The 17,861-nt window shown below is 61.5% G+C and carries 14 protein-coding genes and 1 tRNA gene; 6 read left to right on the top strand and 9 right to left on the bottom strand.

Annotated features, from left to right (window positions below; translation table 11 throughout):
• Positions 1-82: 82 nt before the first annotated feature.
• From ACQK2L_RS28050 to ACQK2L_RS28040, 3 genes are all read right to left on the bottom strand, one after another.
• A tRNA-Val gene (locus ACQK2L_RS28050) sits at positions 83-156 on the bottom strand.
• Positions 157-288: 132 nt separating this feature from the next.
• Positions 289-3,390, bottom strand: a complete 3,102-nt coding sequence (locus tag ACQK2L_RS28045) for an MMPL family transporter (RefSeq protein WP_425400359.1) — start codon at positions 3,388-3,390, stop codon at positions 289-291.
• A gap of 52 nt (positions 3,391-3,442) precedes the next feature.
• Positions 3,443-4,618, bottom strand: coding sequence for a BBP7 family outer membrane beta-barrel protein (locus ACQK2L_RS28040; RefSeq protein WP_425400358.1), 1,176 nt, complete (start codon positions 4,616-4,618; stop codon positions 3,443-3,445).
• Between the two features lie 400 nt (positions 4,619-5,018).
• Here ACQK2L_RS28040 and ACQK2L_RS28035 point away from each other — a divergent pair, with 400 nt between their 5' ends.
• On the top strand, positions 5,019-6,077 hold the full coding sequence (locus tag ACQK2L_RS28035) for a transaldolase family protein (RefSeq protein WP_425400357.1): 1,059 nt from the start codon (positions 5,019-5,021) through the stop codon (positions 6,075-6,077).
• A 103-nt stretch (positions 6,078-6,180) separates the two neighbouring features.
• Here ACQK2L_RS28035 and ACQK2L_RS28030 read toward each other — a convergent pair whose 3' ends face one another.
• A complete protein-coding gene (locus tag ACQK2L_RS28030) occupies positions 6,181-6,900 on the bottom strand; it encodes an FkbM family methyltransferase (RefSeq protein WP_425400356.1) in 720 nt (239 codons plus the stop codon).
• Positions 6,901-7,069: 169 nt separating this feature from the next.
• On the opposite strand from ACQK2L_RS28030, the gene ACQK2L_RS28025 reads away from it, so the two are divergent.
• From ACQK2L_RS28025 to ACQK2L_RS28015, 3 genes are all read left to right on the top strand, one after another.
• Entirely contained in the window at positions 7,070-7,852 is a 783-nt protein-coding gene (locus ACQK2L_RS28025) for a phosphoadenylyl-sulfate reductase (RefSeq protein ID WP_425400355.1), read from the top strand.
• Positions 7,853-7,991: 139 nt separating this feature from the next.
• Complete coding sequence (locus ACQK2L_RS28020; protein ID WP_425400354.1) at positions 7,992-8,411, top strand: RrF2 family transcriptional regulator; 420 nt, start codon at positions 7,992-7,994, stop codon at positions 8,409-8,411.
• A 158-nt stretch (positions 8,412-8,569) separates the two neighbouring features.
• Positions 8,570-9,658: a linear amide C-N hydrolase gene (locus tag ACQK2L_RS28015; RefSeq protein ID WP_425400353.1), complete on the top strand. Its 1,089-nt coding sequence runs from the start codon at positions 8,570-8,572 to the stop codon at positions 9,656-9,658.
• 12 nt (positions 9,659-9,670) lie between these two features.
• Here ACQK2L_RS28015 and ACQK2L_RS28010 read toward each other — a convergent pair whose 3' ends face one another.
• Positions 9,671-10,798, bottom strand: coding sequence for an N-acetyltransferase (locus ACQK2L_RS28010; RefSeq protein WP_425400352.1), 1,128 nt, complete (start codon positions 10,796-10,798; stop codon positions 9,671-9,673).
• Positions 10,799-10,857: 59 nt separating this feature from the next.
• On the opposite strand from ACQK2L_RS28010, the gene ACQK2L_RS28005 reads away from it, so the two are divergent.
• Together ACQK2L_RS28005 and ACQK2L_RS28000 are read left to right on the top strand one after the other, a co-directional pair.
• A complete protein-coding gene (locus ACQK2L_RS28005) occupies positions 10,858-11,865 on the top strand; it encodes an NAD-dependent epimerase/dehydratase family protein (protein ID WP_425400351.1) in 1,008 nt (335 codons plus the stop codon).
• Positions 11,866-11,885: 20 nt separating this feature from the next.
• Entirely contained in the window at positions 11,886-13,298 is a 1,413-nt protein-coding gene (locus ACQK2L_RS28000; protein ID WP_425400350.1) for a sulfatase family protein, read from the top strand.
• Between the two features lie 59 nt (positions 13,299-13,357).
• On the opposite strand, the gene ACQK2L_RS27995 is transcribed toward ACQK2L_RS28000, so the two are convergent.
• The 4 genes from ACQK2L_RS27995 to argC form a co-directional block, all read right to left on the bottom strand.
• Positions 13,358-14,281 carry a DUF1571 domain-containing protein gene (locus ACQK2L_RS27995; protein WP_425400349.1) on the bottom strand — a complete coding sequence of 308 codons (924 nt, stop codon included), beginning with the start codon at positions 14,279-14,281 and terminating at the stop codon, positions 13,358-13,360.
• Positions 14,282-14,537: 256 nt separating this feature from the next.
• On the bottom strand, positions 14,538-15,536 hold the full coding sequence (locus tag ACQK2L_RS27990; protein ID WP_425400348.1) for a potassium channel family protein: 999 nt from the start codon (positions 15,534-15,536) through the stop codon (positions 14,538-14,540).
• A 10-nt stretch (positions 15,537-15,546) separates the two neighbouring features.
• Positions 15,547-16,740 carry a bifunctional glutamate N-acetyltransferase/amino-acid acetyltransferase ArgJ gene (gene argJ, locus ACQK2L_RS27985; protein WP_425400347.1) on the bottom strand — a complete coding sequence of 398 codons (1,194 nt, stop codon included), beginning with the start codon at positions 16,738-16,740 and terminating at the stop codon, positions 15,547-15,549.
• A 50-nt stretch (positions 16,741-16,790) separates the two neighbouring features.
• Entirely contained in the window at positions 16,791-17,813 is a 1,023-nt protein-coding gene (gene argC, locus ACQK2L_RS27980; protein WP_425400346.1) for an N-acetyl-gamma-glutamyl-phosphate reductase, read from the bottom strand.
• Between the last annotated feature and the right edge of the window lie 48 nt (positions 17,814-17,861).

Raw genomic sequence — 17,861 nt, 5'->3', positions numbered from 1 at the left:
ACCAAAACGAGGATGACTACAGGCTGCACGGCCCGAAGAGCCGGTTACGCTAAATCGCGTCTGCCAAAGGGGTTAACAGAAGTGGGCACGACAGAACTCGAATCTGTGACCTCTTGCATGTCAAGCAAGCGCTCTAACCAACTGAGCTACGCGCCCTCGGTGGGGGTCGGTGGCCACGCGGGTGGCTGCCGAGCCCTTTAATATAGCACGACAGCGGGCGGATGCCAGTGGCCCTGGCGGCGGTGGAAGGCGTGTCGGTGCGTGTTTCTCCTGCTTTACCAGAGTACGCTAGCTGGCCGATTGATCGCGGCGGAGGCGGCGGAGGCGTTCGTGCAATGCCGCGTTGGTGGGCGACAGTTCGCCGTGGGGGCCAGCGACGGGCTCTTCGTGGTGCGCCCGATGGTTCGCCGAACCGTCCTGCTGCGGAATGGTGGCCGGCGGGGTGGTGAGCTCGGTTGGCTGTTCGACGGTCATCGCCGAGACTTGAGGCGCGGAAGGTTGCTCCGGTTTGGGCTCCGCGGGTTGCTTGGGTGTCGGCGCGTTGGGCGCAGTGGCGGCGATGATGGGAGCAGTCGTGGGTGTTGCGGGCTCGCCATCGTCGTCGGGCGTTTCTGGCATCAGTTCGGACAGGTCGTCCGATACGCGGCGCGTAGCGCGGAACAGTCGGCCAACCGGGCCAACCAGCAGCGCTGGCAGCAGGATCAGGTCGCCTACCAACGCGGCGGCGAGGATGGTCATCATCAAATAGCCGAATTGCTTGGTGGGCGTGAACGTACTCACGGCGAACACCGCCAAGCCCAGTCCGGCGACTAGTGTCGTTTGGACCATCGCCTTAGCGCACCGCTCATAGGATTCGACGGCCGCATCGTATCGAGACATGCCGACACTCAAACCGCGGCGGAACCAACTGACGAAGTGAATCGTGTCGTCGACTGCAACACCCAGCGCGACGCTGGCGGTCATCATGATGCCAATATCGACGGGGATGCCAAACCAGCCGAGGCCGCCAAACACGACGACCAGCGGAAACAGATTCGGGATCATGGCCGCCAGTCCGCCGCCAATGCTGCGCAACAGCACCATCAGCACGATGGAAATCAACACCGAAGCCATCACCAGGCTTTCCTGCAGGCTCACCAGCAGTTGTCGCTGTGTCTTGTAAACCAACGGCATAACGCCGGTGTAGATCGCGACCAGGCCGTCCTCGTCGGCAACCTTGTCGGCGGAAAGGTCGATGGCTGGTAGATCCAGTTGGGCAAGCTGATCGGCGATGGCCGGGTCGCGGGTGATGATCGCGTCCATGCCGGTGAGTTGCTGCCGGGCCTTGTCGCTGATGTCGACGAGCGACTCGGCTGCCACTTCGTGCAGTTTTCCGCGCCGGCCGTTGGCGACCGTCTCGATGCCCGCCTCGCGTAGCAGTTCCGCCAGTAACACGTCCTCGGCGGTGAACTCCTTAGGCACCACGAGCACGACACGCGCGCCTACCAACTGTTTTTCCTGTTGGCCGAGTTGCTCGACCAGTTTGCTCCGCGCGCGGTAGGCGTCGAGCACCGGCTCGACGGTATTACGAAGATCGCGTACGAATTCGCCGTAGTCGATGTCGTCGAGGGCGGCCACGCGGGCGGAGGCTCGCCATAGTTCGCGTTGCGAGTCCAGGTCGGGGGGATCGAGCTTCTCCCAAGTGAGGAACTCGTGCAGCGTGTCGCGGTTCTCGTCGATGGCTTCGCTAACGACGTAGTCGTGCGTTCGGCGGTTCGACGACGAGCGGGAGTCGAGTTCTCCGGGGGAAAAGGTCGCGGCGTTCAGCGTACGGCTCACCGCGGGCAGGGCTTCGATATGCTGGCCGATGCGACGGATGAGACGCAGCCGCTCGACGGTGGACATTGCGTAATGCTCACCGTCGGCCTCGGGGTGGTCGTTCACGCCACGCCGCATTTCTTCGGGCACGGCGATCACCACTTCCATGGGAACTAGGTTGCCCAAATGTTGTTCCAGCCAGGCGTAGTCCTGCACCAAGTCGGATTGGGAGTCGAGCAGTTTGATAAGCTTGACCGACGACTTCATGCGGGGCAGGCCGAGCGCGAATAGCACCATCAACAAACACGCCCCGGTGGCTACCCAGCCATGGTGTCGGCAAATGGCCTCAGCGATACTGCGCGCCCAACCGGGCAGCGAGGTGGATGTTTCGCGCCCCTTAGTAGCGGTGACCGGCGGAGCAAAGCGATGCAAGGCGACTGGCAACAGCGAGAACAACAGGCCGAGCGCTACCAGCACGCCGATGGCTGAGAACACGCCGAACTTTTCGATCGGCAGGATGTCGCTGCTGGCTAGCGAAGCCAAGCCAATGGCTGTGGTGAACGAAGCCAAACCGCACGGTAACAACGCCATGCGAACGGCGCGTTCGACAGCACCACGGCGCCCGCCCGCCTGCACGGCGTCGCGGTAGTAGTTTACCAGGTGGATCGCGCCCGACAGACCGAGCACGTACACGACCGCAGGCATGGACATCAAAATGGCGTCGAGCTTCCCTAGTCTTGGCGTCGGTGCGCCCCAGACGAGCACCTCGAAGGCGCCAAAGTAGAAAACTACCGCCAAGCTGGCTCCCGCCGATACCACGGCCACGAACAGCACCATGCCGGTCAAGCGTAGGCTGCGGAAGCAGGCGTAAGCCAACACCAATCCCACCAGGCCCGACAGGCCGGCCAGTTTGGCGAGCGTGCGCTCGCCCTCGATATCGATCGAGACGTTGTCGACTGGCGGGCCGCCCATGTGGAGCGTGTCGGCATCGATGCCACAGTCGGTGGTGGCGACCTCGACCACCCGTTCGATGGCCATCCGCATCGTCCGATTATTGTGCGTGGCGTGCGGGCTGAGGTAAGCGAGCAGACAGGTAGTGCGCGTGGAGTCGTCGCCTTCGACCGTCGGAGGTCCCAAGAAAGCGCCGGTAAGTCGCTCGATGGCTTGCGGGCGATCGAGGCTGGCTGGCGGGCTCGACAGTTGTTCGATCATGCCGGGTCCAGTGATCACTCGCGCACAGATGCGGCGATCGCTGTGGCTGGAGACGTGCACCGCCTTGGCCATTTCCGGCGTGAGCGGCTCGGTCAGCAGCTTATGCTCCAGCAGGCTGAGTTTCTCGGTGTCGCCGAGGGTGCAGCCGTCCCAACTGAGGACGATGAAGGCCTCGTTGCCAAACTGCTGACGGAACCACACCAGGTCGACCGACTCGGTGTAGCTGGCCGGCAGCCAGTCCTCCACCTTGTTGGTGTTCGTCTCGAGCGACTTGCGGGCGCCCCGTGGAATGAGCGCCATGAACAAGACCGCCACCAAGGCAATCGCCAGGTAGTTGGGGATGCCAAACGGCTGGCGATCAAGGAAGGTGGGGCGGTCCATGCCGGCGGACAGGGGCTCAGGAGGCTGGTGGCTGGAAACTTAATGCACCAGCCTACCAGTAACATTCCATGCCGAAAATGCCACCATTGTAAAATGGGTCGCCTGTGTAGGGAAAACGACCGTCATCCGGCGAAAAATTCAGTTGATCGGGCGCCAGAGCCACCGCACTGACGTACATCATCTGCCAACCCGCCTTCAGCGAGATGTTGGGCCGCAAGTGATAGCGTCCGATGATCTGCAACTCGCCGATGTAGCTCAGCGTCGTGTCGCGGTTGTTCACCGTAAAGCTGCTGTCCGCATCGTTGGTGATGGTGAGCCGTGATTCGGACTTCACGTCGGTGATATAGGGGCCGCCTTTGCCCATGATCTCGATATTCCAGCGATCGTGCTCGAACAGCATGCTGCCGCCGATTTGCAGGCCGAACATGTCGTTGTCCGCTTCCACGTGATAATTGCCATCTTCGTTCGCGAAGGTGGAGATGTTCGTGGCGTTCCAGTCGAGGGTGTCGACAAGATCGAAGTATCGGAACCCAACCAAATACTGCTTGGTGACTCCTTCGTTGGCCGTGCGGACCCATTCACCACCGGGGGTGAGCAGCATCCGATCGCGACTCAAGCGTTCTTTCACGCGATAGTTGACTTCAAAGCTGTTAAAACGGCTGTCGTAGTCGACATTCATCGTCTGGGCGCCGTCGAACGCTGGGTTGAAGTCGGAAATGCCGGTCGGCACGAACAACGTCTGCCCGTCGCTGGCGCTGGTCAAGGTGTCGTCTTGTGTCGACTCGCCACCGCCAAAGGCCGTGAACTCCATGGTATGATCGCGATTCTTGATGTCGCGGAACAGGAACCGGCCCAGCGTGAATCGCACGGAACCGGAGGCTCCGGGATCGGTGCGAGCGAGGATGAGCTTGCGGTTAGACGCGCTGTCTTGCCCCAGCGTCATGTCGTCGCGTTTCCACATGCGGTTCAGCACGACCGCTTCGATTTCGGTGTACCACCAACCGCGCCGTAGCCACGTACCAGTGCTGCTGGTGAGCGCCGGGCGGTGGGCCCAGACGTCGCAATTGGCCTGGTCGAGCGCATGGTAGTCGCCGTACTCGCCCATGGTTATCGCGGTGGGATCGCCAGCGATCTCATCCCGTACACTCGTTGGTGCGGGTTCACCGGCGCCGGGCGGTAATACCTCCATCCCCTCGACCGATTCGGCCGGCGGCGATATTGGCGGCATGGTCAAGTCCTGCGCGGACGCCACCCCAGTTGCCACGAGCGCGGCAATAGCCCAACAAAAACAATTAGCTGCGTAGATATGCCTGGTCACGGATTGATTCTCCTGTCGTCCCGTGCCCTAATTCAAATAGGCAATCGATCGCCGATTGGCGAACTTGCTGGCTCAGTTTCGAGCCAACCGGTTCGCTGTGTGGGGCGATCGTCACCCCCCTGGGGACGCGCGGTGTGTCCACCTGTGGTGGTTCATCGTCCGATTGTCGCCCTCAATACAGGAATTACTGTTAGAATCCGTCGAAACGATACCAGCCGTACAATGCGCAGCGATTGCCCCGTTTGCGCATTTTGCCGTCATCGCCAACGCAAGCCACTCGAAATACACTGCCCAACCCAGGAGTTCAAAGATGTCCTCACCCCTCGAATCGCTTATCCAATGCGGCACCAAACTGTGGCTCGATTCGGTGGATCCCGACTTGGTCGAGAAGAACCGCGCACTGGGAGCAACCGGCGCCACATCGAATCCCATCATCATTTCCGATCTGGTGAAAACTGGCCGATTCGACCAGCACCTGGCGACGCTCATGGCTAATGGTGAAGCCACCGATGCCGAGGTCGCCTGGGCGTTGACCGACCAAATTGTGTCGGACGCCGAACGGGTGTTCGCCCCCGTTTGGCAGGCCACCAACGGCAACGATGGATATGTGAGTTTTGAACTCGATCCATTGCTCGAAGACCCGGAAGCCGACCTGCCGCACGTCGAGCGAGTGGAGCAGTACGTCGAGCTGGGCAAGCGTTGGAGCAGCGAGCACCGCAATCGCATGATCAAAGTGCCAGCAACGCCAGCAGGACTGGAGTCGCTGGAACCTTTGGCAAACGCGGGCGTGCCGCTGAATGTGACGCTTATCTTTTCTCAGCAGCAGTACCAGCAGGCTCGCGACGCCATCTGGCGCGGTGCTCAGCATCGCCATTCGCTGGAGCACTTCAAGAGCGTCTACAGCATCTTTATCTCGCGCGTGGATGTGTACACCGAGAAGCACGTGCCCACACTCACCGCCGCTGCGCAGGGCCAAGTGGGAATCGTCAACGCCAAGCGGATGTGGACTGACAACCAATCCTTCTGGTCGGGCAAGGACTTGCCGCTGGACCAGGAGATGGTGTTTGCCAGCACTGGTAGCAAGAAACCGGAGGACCCCGCATGGAAGTACGTGGAAGCTCTGGCCGGTAGCGACATCCAGACCAATCCGCCGGCTACCAACGATGCGGTGCAGGAGAGCGGGCTGCAGTTCAGTCGCACCGTGGATCAGTTGCCGCCAGCCGAAGTGCTACAGGACATCGACCAGAAGGTCGAAATGCAGCATCTGGAAGACACCCTCATGTCCGAAGGCATCGCCAAGTTTGCCGCGCCGCAGAAGGCGCTGCTCGACTTGATCGCCCAGAAACGCACACAGCTCGCCGGCAGTTAGCAAGCTGCGGCCTAGATCGCACTACAGATAGATGTAGCGTGTATTTGAGCAAGATCCGCAGGAAGTTCGCCGCCACAGACGCTACGCGCCCGCGCGGCACGCACTAAGCCGCCATGCGACAAGCGACGTCGCGTCTAACGAACAAGGCGTCTGCCGCGTTGCACACGCCCTCGCTCCAACAGCATCGTACATTGCCTCGGTAGGCAAAGCCGTACTCGCTCATTGCTTGGACGATTTCCTCAAACACTGGAGCGTCGTCACCATAGCGAGTAGGGTAAAACACCGCTTCGATGATGACTGCTGCCGAGCGCGCAAGCGTGGCGGTTCCGCCCTGAAGCACTTCGAGATCGGCTCCTTCGGTATCAATTTTGATGACGATTTCCTCCCGCAGATCGAGTCTCTCAGATAGGGCGTCAAGGGTGTCGACTTTGACTTGGATCCGCTCGTAGTCCGCCTCATTCTCCCCATCGGGGACACTGAGTGTCGACCAGATGCTAGCACGCCGATTGATGAAGAACTCGGTTTCGCCCGTTCTGTTCGCCAGTGCTAAGTTGAGCACTTCGACCTTGCCCTGCTGGTTTTCAGCCCATTTGCGAATGCCCGTGGCTAGATGGGGTACGGGTTCAATGGCGCAGATCTTGGCGTTCGGAAACTTGCGGCGGTACATTCTGGTGTGGCGGCCGCGATTGGCTCCGATGTCCAGCACCGTGTGAATGGGCAGGTCGGCCAGCCCCAGCAACTTCTGCCGTGACTGCCCATAATCGGCAAGATTCTTCATCCCAAGATGACGTCGCAAGAGGGTCCAAATGGCGGGATGGGGCATGATGGGCTCCAGCGGGAACATCGGTAATTCGGAGAACAACCGCTACAAGTTGCAGTATCGGCCCGGTGGAAGCCGATATCCAGCAATAGATACTTGACTTTGTTTGTAAACTTACATAACATTCCTCCGTGGCTGCTTTTTGCGGCACTTTTTGCTCCGAGGTCCCAACATGACCGCCGTTTCGAGCCAACCTTCCGTCGTTATGCCCACCACCTCGCCACCTGCTGTTGAGCCCTCCCCGGAACTGCTGGCCGAGCTGGCCGAGGCAAGCGCGCGGCTGGAATCCGCCACGCCCGAGGAGATTGTCGCCTGGGGCGCGGAGCGGTTTGGCAACGGGCTGACCATGGCCACCGCGTTTGGGCCCGAGGGATGTTTGATTCTCTCGATCCTCGCCCAGGTGGCGCCCAAGACCTACGTGTTCAACCTCGACACGGGCTATCAGTTCCAGGCGACGCTCGATCTGCGTGATCGCATTGCTGAGAAGTACGGCCTGGAAGTCGACATGCTGCAGCCCGAACTGACCGTTCCCGAGTACGAAGCACAGCACGGCGGGCCGCTGTACAACACGAATCCCAACCAGTGCTGCTTCGATCGCAAGATCAAGCTGCTGCATCGCGGGCTGGCCGGTAGGTCGGCCTGGATGAGCGGCATTCGTCGCGACCAGAGCGCCGATCGGGCGCAAGCGGCCATCGTCGGTTGGGACAAGAAGTTCAACCTGGTGAAGATCAGCCCGCTGGCGAATTCGACCAAGAAGGATGTGTGGACGCGCATCGTCAAGGAAGATGTTCCGTACAACCCGATGCACGACCAAGGCTACCCCAGCATCGGCTGCTGGCCCTGCACCCGTGCGGTGACGGACGGCGAAACCGACGAACGCGCTGGGCGCTGGAGCGGCACCGCCAAAACCGAATGCGGCCTGCACTCGGTCGAGCAGCAGGGTAGTGGCATTTAGACGCCTTGGATGTTTGCGCTTCACCGATTGCAGCGCGTCGCGGTTTGGCTGGTGAGTAGGTTAGTAAGTGAGTATGTACTGTTGCTCACTTGCTTCTTCCCCTACTCACCTATTCACCTACTCCACTTACTCACCACCAGTGAAACTTCCTGCCAAGATTGAATACGGCTGTCTGGCCATCTTGCACCTGGCGGAGCAGTATCCGTTGGGCGAGCCGGTGCAGATTCGTCGGGTGGCAGCAGAGCATGGCATTCCGTCGCGGTTCCTGGTGCAGATCTTGCTGGAGCTCAAGCGGGCTGGATTGGTTTCCAGCACTCGGGGCGCAGCGGGCGGGTACCAGTTGGCCCGGGCGCCGGACGAGATCAGCTTGGGCGAAGTGATTGCCGTGCTCGAGGGCAACGACGCGACCGAAGAAATTGAGTCGGGCGGCCTCCGCGGCGCGCTGTACAGCGCTTGCCGCGAGGCGGAGGCGGTGCAGCAGGAGCGGCTCGACGGAATATCTCTGGCGAATCTGCTGGAATATGCCAGCGGAGGCTGCGAGCCGATGTGGTACATCTAGGCCGCCCATCCAGAGAGTCGGGGGCAGTTTTGCAGCAACAAAGTCCGAAATCGCTCGATTGAGCGGCCGGCGGCACCAAATACCGTTGCTTTCGGAGCCCGAATTGCCAATAGTTAATCGACCGATCTGTCCCTGATGGTTTGCCAGGAGCGTCTCTGATGCATCGAACTGTTGTCGTTCTGTCCGCTGTGCTGCTCGGTTGTGCTGTCGCGCCCGAGGCGAAAGCGTGTTCGGCGGTGCTGATGGAACTGGGCGATCGCCCGGTGATGGCGCGCTGCTACGACTGGCACATCGGCAACGCGCTGCTATTGATCAATCAGCCCGGCATGGCCAAGCGAGCGCTGGCGTTCGATAATCCGGCCGAGTGGACCAGCAAGTTTGGCAGCGTCACCGTGAACCAGTACGGGCGCGAGTTGCCCGTCGACGGCATCAACCAGGCAGGCTTGGCGATTGCGGTCTTGTGGCTGAACGAAACCGAATACCCGGCCGTGGACGAGCGCCCTTCGCTTAGTTCCGCCCAGTGGGTGCAGTACCAGCTCGACACGGCTGCAACGGTGAAGGAAGTGATCGAGAGCGACAATGCGATTCGCATCAACTCGATCGTTGGCGTGAAGGTGCATTTCTTTGTAAGCGACGCCAGCGGCGACTGTGCGGTGATCGAATTCATCGAAGGCAAGATGGTCGTGCATCACGGCGACACGCTGAAGTACCGCCAGATCACCAACAGCACGGCTGCCTACAGCCAGGAGCATATCGCGGCGTTTGAGGGATTCGGCGGCGACCAGGAGATTCCCGAGAATCACAAGTCGATCCATCGGTACGCCCGACTGGCCGCGGCGGCCAAGAAGGCACAGGACGACACCCGCGAGCCACACCTCGCGGCCTTCGACACCATTCGACGCGTTCAGCACCGTTCAACGCGGTGGCAGATCGTGTACGACCTGGAAGCCAAGAAGATGTTCTTCCGCACGCCGGGGCAGCCGGAGGATCGCACCATCGACCTGGCGGAGTGCAAGTTCGATCCGGCGAGCCCCGCGAAGGTGCTGGACATCGACGCCGAGCACGAAGGGAACGTGGTGGGCGAGTTCCGCGATTACACACGCGAAGCCAACCGGCGGCTCATCCTGCAATCGGTCTCCTCGACTAACTTCACTCGCAACCTGCCCGAAACGCTGGTGAATATGGTGATCGAGTATCCCGAGCACTTCTGCAAGCCGGTGGCCGTGGAGGTAGTCGGTGGTCGGTAACGTCTGGCGACGTTATCCCAACGCACGCTCGTACAGGCGGTAGGTCTTGTATCGCTTGGCGCCGCCCTTCTCCAGGGTCTTGCGCGAGAGGTTGTTCGACTCCAGCACCCAGGAGAACTCGGCTTCCTGCACGCCGTGGTTCAGCACCGGCTCGATCAGTCCCCGAGCGAGCGTGATGCCAACGCCCCAGTTCTGGTATTCGGGCAGCACGTTGGCGCTGATCACGCGCATGCGAGTGATCTCCTTTCGCCGAGTGAGCAGCTTCAAAAAACCAAACGGCAGTAGCCGCCCGTCGATTTCGCGAATCCGCCCGTTGTAGTCCAGCAGGCCGAAGATCACGCCGATGGGCTTCCCTTCAACTTCTGCGACCAAGGTGAGTTCGGGGACAATCATGTGGCGAAGCTGCCCGGCGGTGGCCGATACTTCGGCTTCCGACAGCGGCACAAAGCCCCAGGTGGCTGAGAGCGCTTGGTTGTAGATATCGAGGAACATTTCGACTTCTTGGCGAAACCGCTTCCGATTCATTGGCCGCAGTTTCACACCAAAACGCTCTCGGATGCCTTCGTCGATGACGCGATGCTTGTCGTCCATCGACGAGAGCATATCGGTGTGTCCCCAGTAGGCATACAGGTCCTGCACCTTCTGTAAGCCGGCTGCCTCGATCAACTGACCGTAGTACGGCCGATTGTAGGTCATCATGAACATCGGCGGCTCGTCGAACCCTTCGACCAGCAGGCTCCACTCGTAGTTGATCGACGGGTTGGCTGGCCCCCGCACGGCGGTCATGCCTCGGTCGGCGAGCCATTGGCCGGCCGCTTCGAACAGCGGTGTCGATACCTCCGCGTCGTCCACCGACTCGAAGAACCCAAAAAACCCTAGTTGGTCCTTGTGCCACTTGTTGTGGGCGTGGTTCACGATGGCCGCAATCCGTCCACAGGTCTCTCCATTTCGCTGGGCGAGGAACGTTTGGGCTTCGGCCGCTTCGTAGAACGGGTGGCGGCGGTAGCCTAATAGGCCCCGCTGCTCGTGGCGGAGCGGGGGAATCCAGTTTTTGTCCCCCCTGTAGAGACTCCAGGGAAGATTGACAAACTCGCGCTGCTCACGGCGCGTGGAAACGGGTATGATGCGTACTTCGGACATGGGGCGAAGTGTAGACGCCCTGCGCGATTTGCGAAACGCCAGCTCCAGCGCCAGTTGCCATGCCTCGATGTCTCGTCACCGGCGCCACGGGCTTTATCGGTCCCCGGCTGGTGCAAGTGTTGCAAGCAGCGGGCGGCGAAGTTCGCTGCCTGGTGCGTCCAACGGCCGATACGTCGCGGCTCGAAGCCCTGGGCGTCGAGCTAGCTTCGGGCGACGTGACCACGCCTGAAACGCTGCCCGCGGCTATCGCTGGCATGGACTTCGTCTTCCATTTGGCCGGCAAGACGTTCGCCGCCAGCTACGATGAGTTCGCCCAGGTGAACGAAGCGGGCTGCGCGAATCTGGCGGCCGCCTGCGCCGCCGAGTCAAATCCTCCCGTGCTGATCGTCGTCAGTTCGCTGGCCGCTGCCGGTCCATCGCCGGCGGAGCGGGCTTTGACCGAACGGGATACGCCCGAGCCGATCTCCAACTACGGTCGCAGCAAGCTGGCGGGCGAGTTGGCCGCGCGGGAGTGGGCGGCCGAGGTGCCGACCACCATCGTACGTCCGCCGGTTGTGTTCGGGCCGGGCGACCGCGCGGGGTTGGTGCTAGTGCGGAGCCTGATGAAGACTGGCATCCACGTGGTGCATCGGCCGGGGTTACCGCTGTCGTTGGTGCATGCCGACGATCTGGCCGAGGCGCTGCTACTGACCGCGCGGTACGGCAAGCGGCTCGACCCCACCGACCCGCGGGCGACGGGAGTCTACTACGCGGCGGATCCGACGCCGTCGTCGTACACCGAGATGGGGCACATGATCGGCGAAGCGTTGGGCCGCCACATTCGCATTCTGAAGGTCCGCAAGTGGGCCTTGTCGATCGGGGCGACCTTTGGCGAACTCGGCGGTCGGGTGCGCGGCAAACCGTCGCCGCTGAATTGGGATAAAATGCGCGAAGGCACCGCCAGTGGCTGGGTGGCCTCACCTGCCAAACTAGTGAGCCAAACGAACTTTGCCCCCGGAGCGCCGCTGCCGGAGCGATACCTGCAGACGATCGAGTGGTATCGCGATGAGGGATGGTTGGACAAGTAACGCAACTGGGAGATGAAACGATGAAGCCCCTTGGCGCCCTGCTATGCTTAGCGCTGCTATTCACTTCGCCCGTGAGCCTTGCCGCGGAGCGGATGAATCTTTTGCTGATCACCGTGGACGACATGAACTGCGACTCGGTCGGTGTGTTTGGCTGTAAGTTGGAAGGCATCACGCCGAACATCGATCAATTGGCGAGCGAGGGCATGGCCTTCGACCACGGGTTCGTAAACATCGCCATCTGCCAGCCCACGCGGGCGGTGTGGATGACGGGGCGGTATCCGCATCGCAATGGCGCACTGGGGTTCGATCCGATCCATGCCGACGTACCCACCCTGCCCGAAGCCTTGCGCGAGGCGGGTTACTGCAACGCCTTGATCGGCAAGGCAAAGCACGTGATTCCCACGCGGGCTGCTGCATTCGATTTCATCATCGACCAGGGCGAACTGGGCCGCGGGCGTAGCGAGTCGCACTACGTGGAGGCCGTTGGCAAAGCCATCTCTGAGGCCCAGCAGGCGGAGAAGCCGTGGTTCATCATGGCCAATCTGCACGATCCGCATCGCCCGTTCGCTGGCAGCCGGCAGGAGAAGTCCCGCCCCCGCCCCGCAGTCACACGGACCATCAAGCCCAAGGAAGTCACTGTGCCGGGTTTCCTGCCCGACTTGCCTCTGGTGCGGCGCGAGATTGCCGAATACTACACCTCGGTGCATCGCGCAGACGACATCGTAGGTGCGATCCTCCGGCAGTTGGACGAAGAGGGCCAAGCTGACAAAACGGTCGTGCTGTTCATGAGCGATCACGGCATGCCGCTGCCTTTTGCCAAGACCAACTGCTACTACCAATCGAACCACACGCCGTGGATCGTTCGCTGGCCGGGCGTGACCACGCCGGGCAGTCGCGACAAGACGCACTTTGTCAGTGGAGTCGACCTCGCCCCTACTCTCTTGGAGGCGGCAGGCCTTGAGAACCTGCCGGACAGCGATGGCCGTTCGATCGCCGCGCTGTTGCGGGGCGAGCAGCAACCGGAGCGGAATTGCGTGTTCACGATGATCAACACTACCGCGGGCAAGAACAACTATCCCATGCGGGCGGTGCAGGACGAGCGGTACCTGTACGTCTGGAACGGGTGGGCCGATGGCGAGACGCGATTCCGCAACGAGTCGCAAAGCGGCCGCACCATGCGAGCGATGGTCGCCGCGGCCGAGAACGATCCGGCCGTGGCCGAGCGTGTGAAGCACTTCCTCTACCGCACCACGGAAGAACTGTACGACCTGCAGAGCGACCCCGACTGCCTGGTGAACCTGATCGCCGAGCCGAACGACCAATACTCACCACGGGCCAGCGCGATGTCGAAACGATTGTGGCACTGGATGCGAGAGACGAACGACCCGCAGCGCGAGCTGTTTGAGCAGCAGGTGAAACTTGCGCTGGATTGACGCCGTAGGTGGCTGGGGGCTCGTTGCACTCGTGCCCAGGCACCCGTCGAATCTTGAATTTACTCTTCGTCCGACTCTTCCGGATCCTGGCTGAACAGGTACTCCGGGTTCTCGCGATCAAAATCGTCGTCGGAGAGGCCGACGTTCAGTTTCACGTCGGTGTAAATGTATTCTTCCAGCAGGAGAGGTTTGCCACCCTCCTCACGAGGCCAGAAGAACGAGGCGTAGCCCACGGGGATCTTGTCCTTGTCGTCGACGAACACCATCGCCTTGTGGAACGTGAAGTGATCGCGCTCGACAGGATGAATCACTTCGATGCGAGTGCAGGTCCGCTCGTCGACCTTTGCTCCCTTGAAGAAGGTCACTTTGCACTCGTCGTGTTGCATGTCGTTTTCAATCACCCCAACCAGCTGCTGGACCAGGCGCTTGAAACCCAGATCGGTAATGGGATAGCGATTCTCCCGCATCGCAAGTCGACTGTCCGGCTTCAAGTAGGTACTCATGTAGGCCATCCGTTGCCCACCGCGGCGCACCAGCACACGGTCGCCGTGCGTGCCGCTAATGTAGAGGGCCTCGCGACCTTCCACGGCGGCGGGTTTGTCGAAACGAAGGTAGACGCTGAATGGAATCTTCTCTTCGCCCTCGCCTTGCTCGTGGCGGACTTTGGCGTTGATGAACTCGTACTTGCCCAGCTTGCCGGCGACGCGTTCGCGGCGAACGATCTTGCAGGTGTAGTCGTCGATGTTCTTGTCAATCGACTCTAGTGCCTCTTCAGCGAGCACCAGGGCAGGGTAGAGAGGGTGATCGGTATGGCGCTGCTTGGGCTTGGCGAGCGGGGCGGCGAACGAAGCCAGTTTCTCGGCCGGTTCGTCGCTCTTGTCCTTCTTGGGCTTGGTCTCTTCGGCGCCGGCGATCGAACTACCAAGAGCGACCGCTACAATCAGCGCAAACGATACCAACCAAGCAATCCTACAACGTTCCATCCCGGGCCTCCTCAGAAGAGATGTTCCGACCCTGTCCGAAGTGGCCGGCATGCGAAAAGGTATGCTCCAGTTTACAACTACGCTATGCACCGAGTCGGCAGGAAGACTCAACTTAAGGCAAATCCAATGTCGATGCGAGTGTCCTAATCGCGCAGATACACACATTTACCAGCACTGCAGGGGGGCGTGCGGGGGTCTCTTTAGGGAACTACGCAGATGCTGGCAAGATGGATCGCCCCTGGCGGCACTGCTGGCGTCAAAGCCCGTGGGCTTGGCGAAATAGTCGTAAATCGCCCTGTTTCCCCATCACGATCAGCGTGTCGCCCGGGGTAAATTTGGTGTCGGCGGCGGGGGCAAACAGCATATCGCCATCCTGGCGGCGGAGGCCGAGCAGCAGCACGTGGTGCCGGGTTTGCAGGGCCACCTCGCGGATCGATTGACCCACCAGCAAACTCTCTGGCGGGATGTGGAACTCCTCCAAATCGGCTCGTAGCGACTTGTCGCTCACCATCAGGTCCATCAGCTCCGCCGCGTGCGGCCGGGTGACCATGGCCGCCATCCGCCGCGCGCCGATCACGGCCGGCAGCACCACCTCGTCGGCCCCGGCCTGGCGGAGTTTCTTCTCCGTAGCGGGTAGCTCGCCGCGGGAAATGATTCGCAGCTTGGGGTTGAGATTCCGCGCGGTGAGCGTGAGAAACACGTTGTCGGCATCCGAATGCAGGGCCGCCACGAATACCTTCGCCCGTTCGATGCCGGCGGCGATCAGCGAGTCCTCTTCCAGGGCATCTCCGGTAATGATCAGCATGCCATCGGCGCGGGCGGTCAGTGCGGTGTCGGAGTCCTGGTCGATCACCACGAACGGTACGTTGCGATTAGAAAACTCTTCGGCCAACGTTTGACCCATGCGGCCCAGTCCACAAATGACGGTGTGACCGGAGAGCTGTTCGATTTCTTGAGTCATGCGACGGATTCCTAGCGCGCGGTAGACTTGGCCTTCGATCATCGACTGCAACAGCATGGTGATCGTGTAACCGACCACGAACATGCCAATCAGGATAACAAAGATCGAAAAGAGTTTCAGTTCGGGCGGCGAGTCGCTTTGCTCGGTATAGCCCACGCCCGACACGGTGACCACGAAGTAGTGAATGCTGGAGAGCCAACTGCTACCGGTCAGCAAGCGATGGCCTGTGACCGCGACTAGGAAGACCACGGCCAGGGCGAATAGGGCCTGGCGAATCCGCGCCAATGCTGTCATCGATGTCCGGTTAAGTGGTGTAGTCGGCGTTCAGGCGGACGTACTCTGCCGTGAGGTCGGTCGTCCAGAATCGCGCCGCGGCCGAGCCTTCGTCCAGGATAAGCAGCAAGCTGGTCTCTCGCTCTTCGGCCATGCTCTTCGACACGGCCGCTTCGTCGAAGTCGACCGGCGCGCCGCGTTCGTAAACCAACAAGCCGTTGATGTGCAAACTCACGTGATGCGGATTGAACGGAACTCCCGCGTAGCCCGCAGCCGAAACCACCCGACCCCAGTTGGGATCGGCACCGTGGATGGCCGTTTTCACCAGCGGGCTGTCGGCGATCGTCTTGCCGATCTTCACCGCTTCGGCCCGGGTGCGGCATCCGTGTACTTCGACCGTTACCAGGTGCGTGGCGCCTTCGCCATCGGCGGGGATCGATTGCGCAAGGTCCTCGCACACTTCGTACAGCGTCGCCCGAAACGCGTCGAGTTGGCGACCTGCGAGCACGGGTCCGCCGGCGGCGCCGTTCGCCAAGAGCAGCACCGTGTCGTTGGTGCTGGTGTGCCCGTCGACGCTGATGCAGTTGAACGTTTCGCTCACCGCGTCCTGCAGCGCCTGATGGGCGTCGCGCGGGGTGACGTTGGCGTCGGTCATCACCACCGACAGCATGGTCGCCATATTGGGGCCAATCATCGCCGCGCCCTTGGCCAGTCCCGTGACGGTCAGCTTCACTCCGTCCAGCTCGAACTGCCGACCGCGAATTTTGGTGACCGTGTCGGTGGTCATCATGCCCCGGGCGGTTCGCTCCAGGGCTTCGTCGTCCGAGGAGAGCGACTTGGAGACTTGCTGAATGCCGCTGGCGATCTTCTCCATCGGCAGGTGCACGCCGATCACGCCGGTCGACAGCACCAGCGTCTGGTTGTCGTCGAGGTCGCACGCTTCAGCCACCAACTGCGCCATCTTCTGGCAGTCTTCGTCCCCTCTATCGCCGGTGCAGGCGTTGGCCACGCCCGAGTTGATCACCACCGCGCGCACGTTCTCGCTGGGCGTGATGAATCGATCGAACGTCACCGGCGCGGCGCACACCAGGTTCTGCGTGTAGACCCCCACGCCCACCGCGGGGCGGTCGGACAGCACGAGCGCAACGTCCTCCTTGCCTGCGGTTTGCTTGATACCCGCGTGTACCGCGCTGCCTGAAAATCCGGCGGGAAAGTGTGGTGTCATGGGTTTGGGAGGTTGTTGTCGCGAAATGGTAGGAGAGAGGGAGTCGATTCCTAAACGAGCGCCGTGGTTTCCTTGAATCCGTTCATCAAGTTGAAGTTCTGCACTGCCGCGCCGCTAGCGCCTTTGATCAGGTTGTCGATCGCGCTGATCACTAGCGCCCGACCGCGAACCACGCGTGCGGTCACGTGGCAGCGGTTGGTGTAGGCGACGTGCTTCGTGGTGGGCGGGGCGTCGACCACGTCGACGAACGGTTCGTCGGCGTACGCTTCGCGCAGCGCGGCCATCAGCGTTTCAGTCGTCGCGTCGCCAATGGGCGTTGCGTAGCAGGTGCTCAAAATGCCGCGGTCCATCGGCACCAGGTGCGGCGTGAACAGCACCTCGACTGGCTCGCCGGCGGCCTCGGTGAGGAACTGATCGATCTCCGGCATGTGGCGATGCGTGCCGACGCCGTACGCCATGAGGCTTTCGTTGCACTCGGGATAGTGGAACACCGGCTTCGGCGTGCGGCCGCCGCCGGAGACACCACTCTTGCTGTCGATGTTAATGCCTGCGGGCGAAATGAGCCCAGCCTTCAGCAGCGGGTAGAGGGCCAGGATGGCCGACGTCGGGTAACAACCGGGATTGGCCACCAGGTGCGCCGCTTTGATTTGGGCGCGGTACAGTTCCGGCAGGCCGTACACCGCGTCGGGCAATCGGTCGGCGTCGGGGTGAGTGACGCCATACCACTGCTCGTAAACGTCTTTGTCTCGCAGCCGATAGTCGGCGCTCAGGTCGATCACGTCGAGATCAAGCTCGCGCAGTTGCGCCACCGCCTCGGCGCTGGCCGCGTGCGGCAGGCAGCAGAACACCGTATCGGCCCGCTGGGCCAGTTGTTTGGGTGTGAGCGGTTCGAGCCGCAGGTCCAACTGCCCGGTGAGCTGCGGATGGACTTCGGCGACGTGAGGGTTCTCCTCCTGCCGCGTGCCCAGCGCGGTGAGCACGACCTCAGGATGCCGGAGCAACAGCCGAATGAGTTCCAGACCGGTATAGCCGGAGGCTCCGAGGATGGCGACACGGTTGGACATGGTACGCACGAAGGGGAGAACGAAGTGGGCAGCAACCCGCTGATTTTAGCGGGAAAA

The organism is Aeoliella sp. (assembly GCF_965227375.1).
Classification (GTDB): domain Bacteria; phylum Planctomycetota; class Planctomycetia; order Pirellulales; family Lacipirellulaceae; genus Aeoliella.
This window is presented reverse-complemented; position numbering and strand designations above follow the sequence as displayed.

Bases quoted from the DNA above. Each gene is read 5' to 3' on its own strand.
- ACQK2L_RS28045 (WP_425400359.1), bottom strand. From the start codon at position 3,390: ATGGACCGCCCCACCTTCCTTGATCGCCAGCCGTTTGGCATCCCCAAC.
- ACQK2L_RS28040 (WP_425400358.1), bottom strand. From the start codon at position 4,618: ATGCCGCCAATATCGCCGCCGGCCGAATCGGTCGAGGGGATGGAGGTA.
- ACQK2L_RS28035 (WP_425400357.1), top strand. From the start codon at position 5,019: ATGTCCTCACCCCTCGAATCGCTTATCCAATGCGGCACCAAACTGTGG.
- ACQK2L_RS28030 (WP_425400356.1), bottom strand. From the start codon at position 6,900: ATGCCCCATCCCGCCATTTGGACCCTCTTGCGACGTCATCTTGGGATG.
- ACQK2L_RS28025 (WP_425400355.1), top strand. From the start codon at position 7,070: ATGACCGCCGTTTCGAGCCAACCTTCCGTCGTTATGCCCACCACCTCG.
- ACQK2L_RS28015 (WP_425400353.1), top strand. From the start codon at position 8,570: ATGCATCGAACTGTTGTCGTTCTGTCCGCTGTGCTGCTCGGTTGTGCT.
- ACQK2L_RS28010 (WP_425400352.1), bottom strand. From the start codon at position 10,798: ATGTCCGAAGTACGCATCATACCCGTTTCCACGCGCCGTGAGCAGCGC.
- ACQK2L_RS28005 (WP_425400351.1), top strand. From the start codon at position 10,858: ATGCCTCGATGTCTCGTCACCGGCGCCACGGGCTTTATCGGTCCCCGG.
- ACQK2L_RS28000 (WP_425400350.1), top strand. From the start codon at position 11,886: ATGAAGCCCCTTGGCGCCCTGCTATGCTTAGCGCTGCTATTCACTTCG.
- ACQK2L_RS27995 (WP_425400349.1), bottom strand. From the start codon at position 14,281: ATGGAACGTTGTAGGATTGCTTGGTTGGTATCGTTTGCGCTGATTGTA.
- ACQK2L_RS27990 (WP_425400348.1), bottom strand. From the start codon at position 15,536: ATGACAGCATTGGCGCGGATTCGCCAGGCCCTATTCGCCCTGGCCGTG.
- argJ (WP_425400347.1), bottom strand. From the start codon at position 16,740: ATGACACCACACTTTCCCGCCGGATTTTCAGGCAGCGCGGTACACGCG.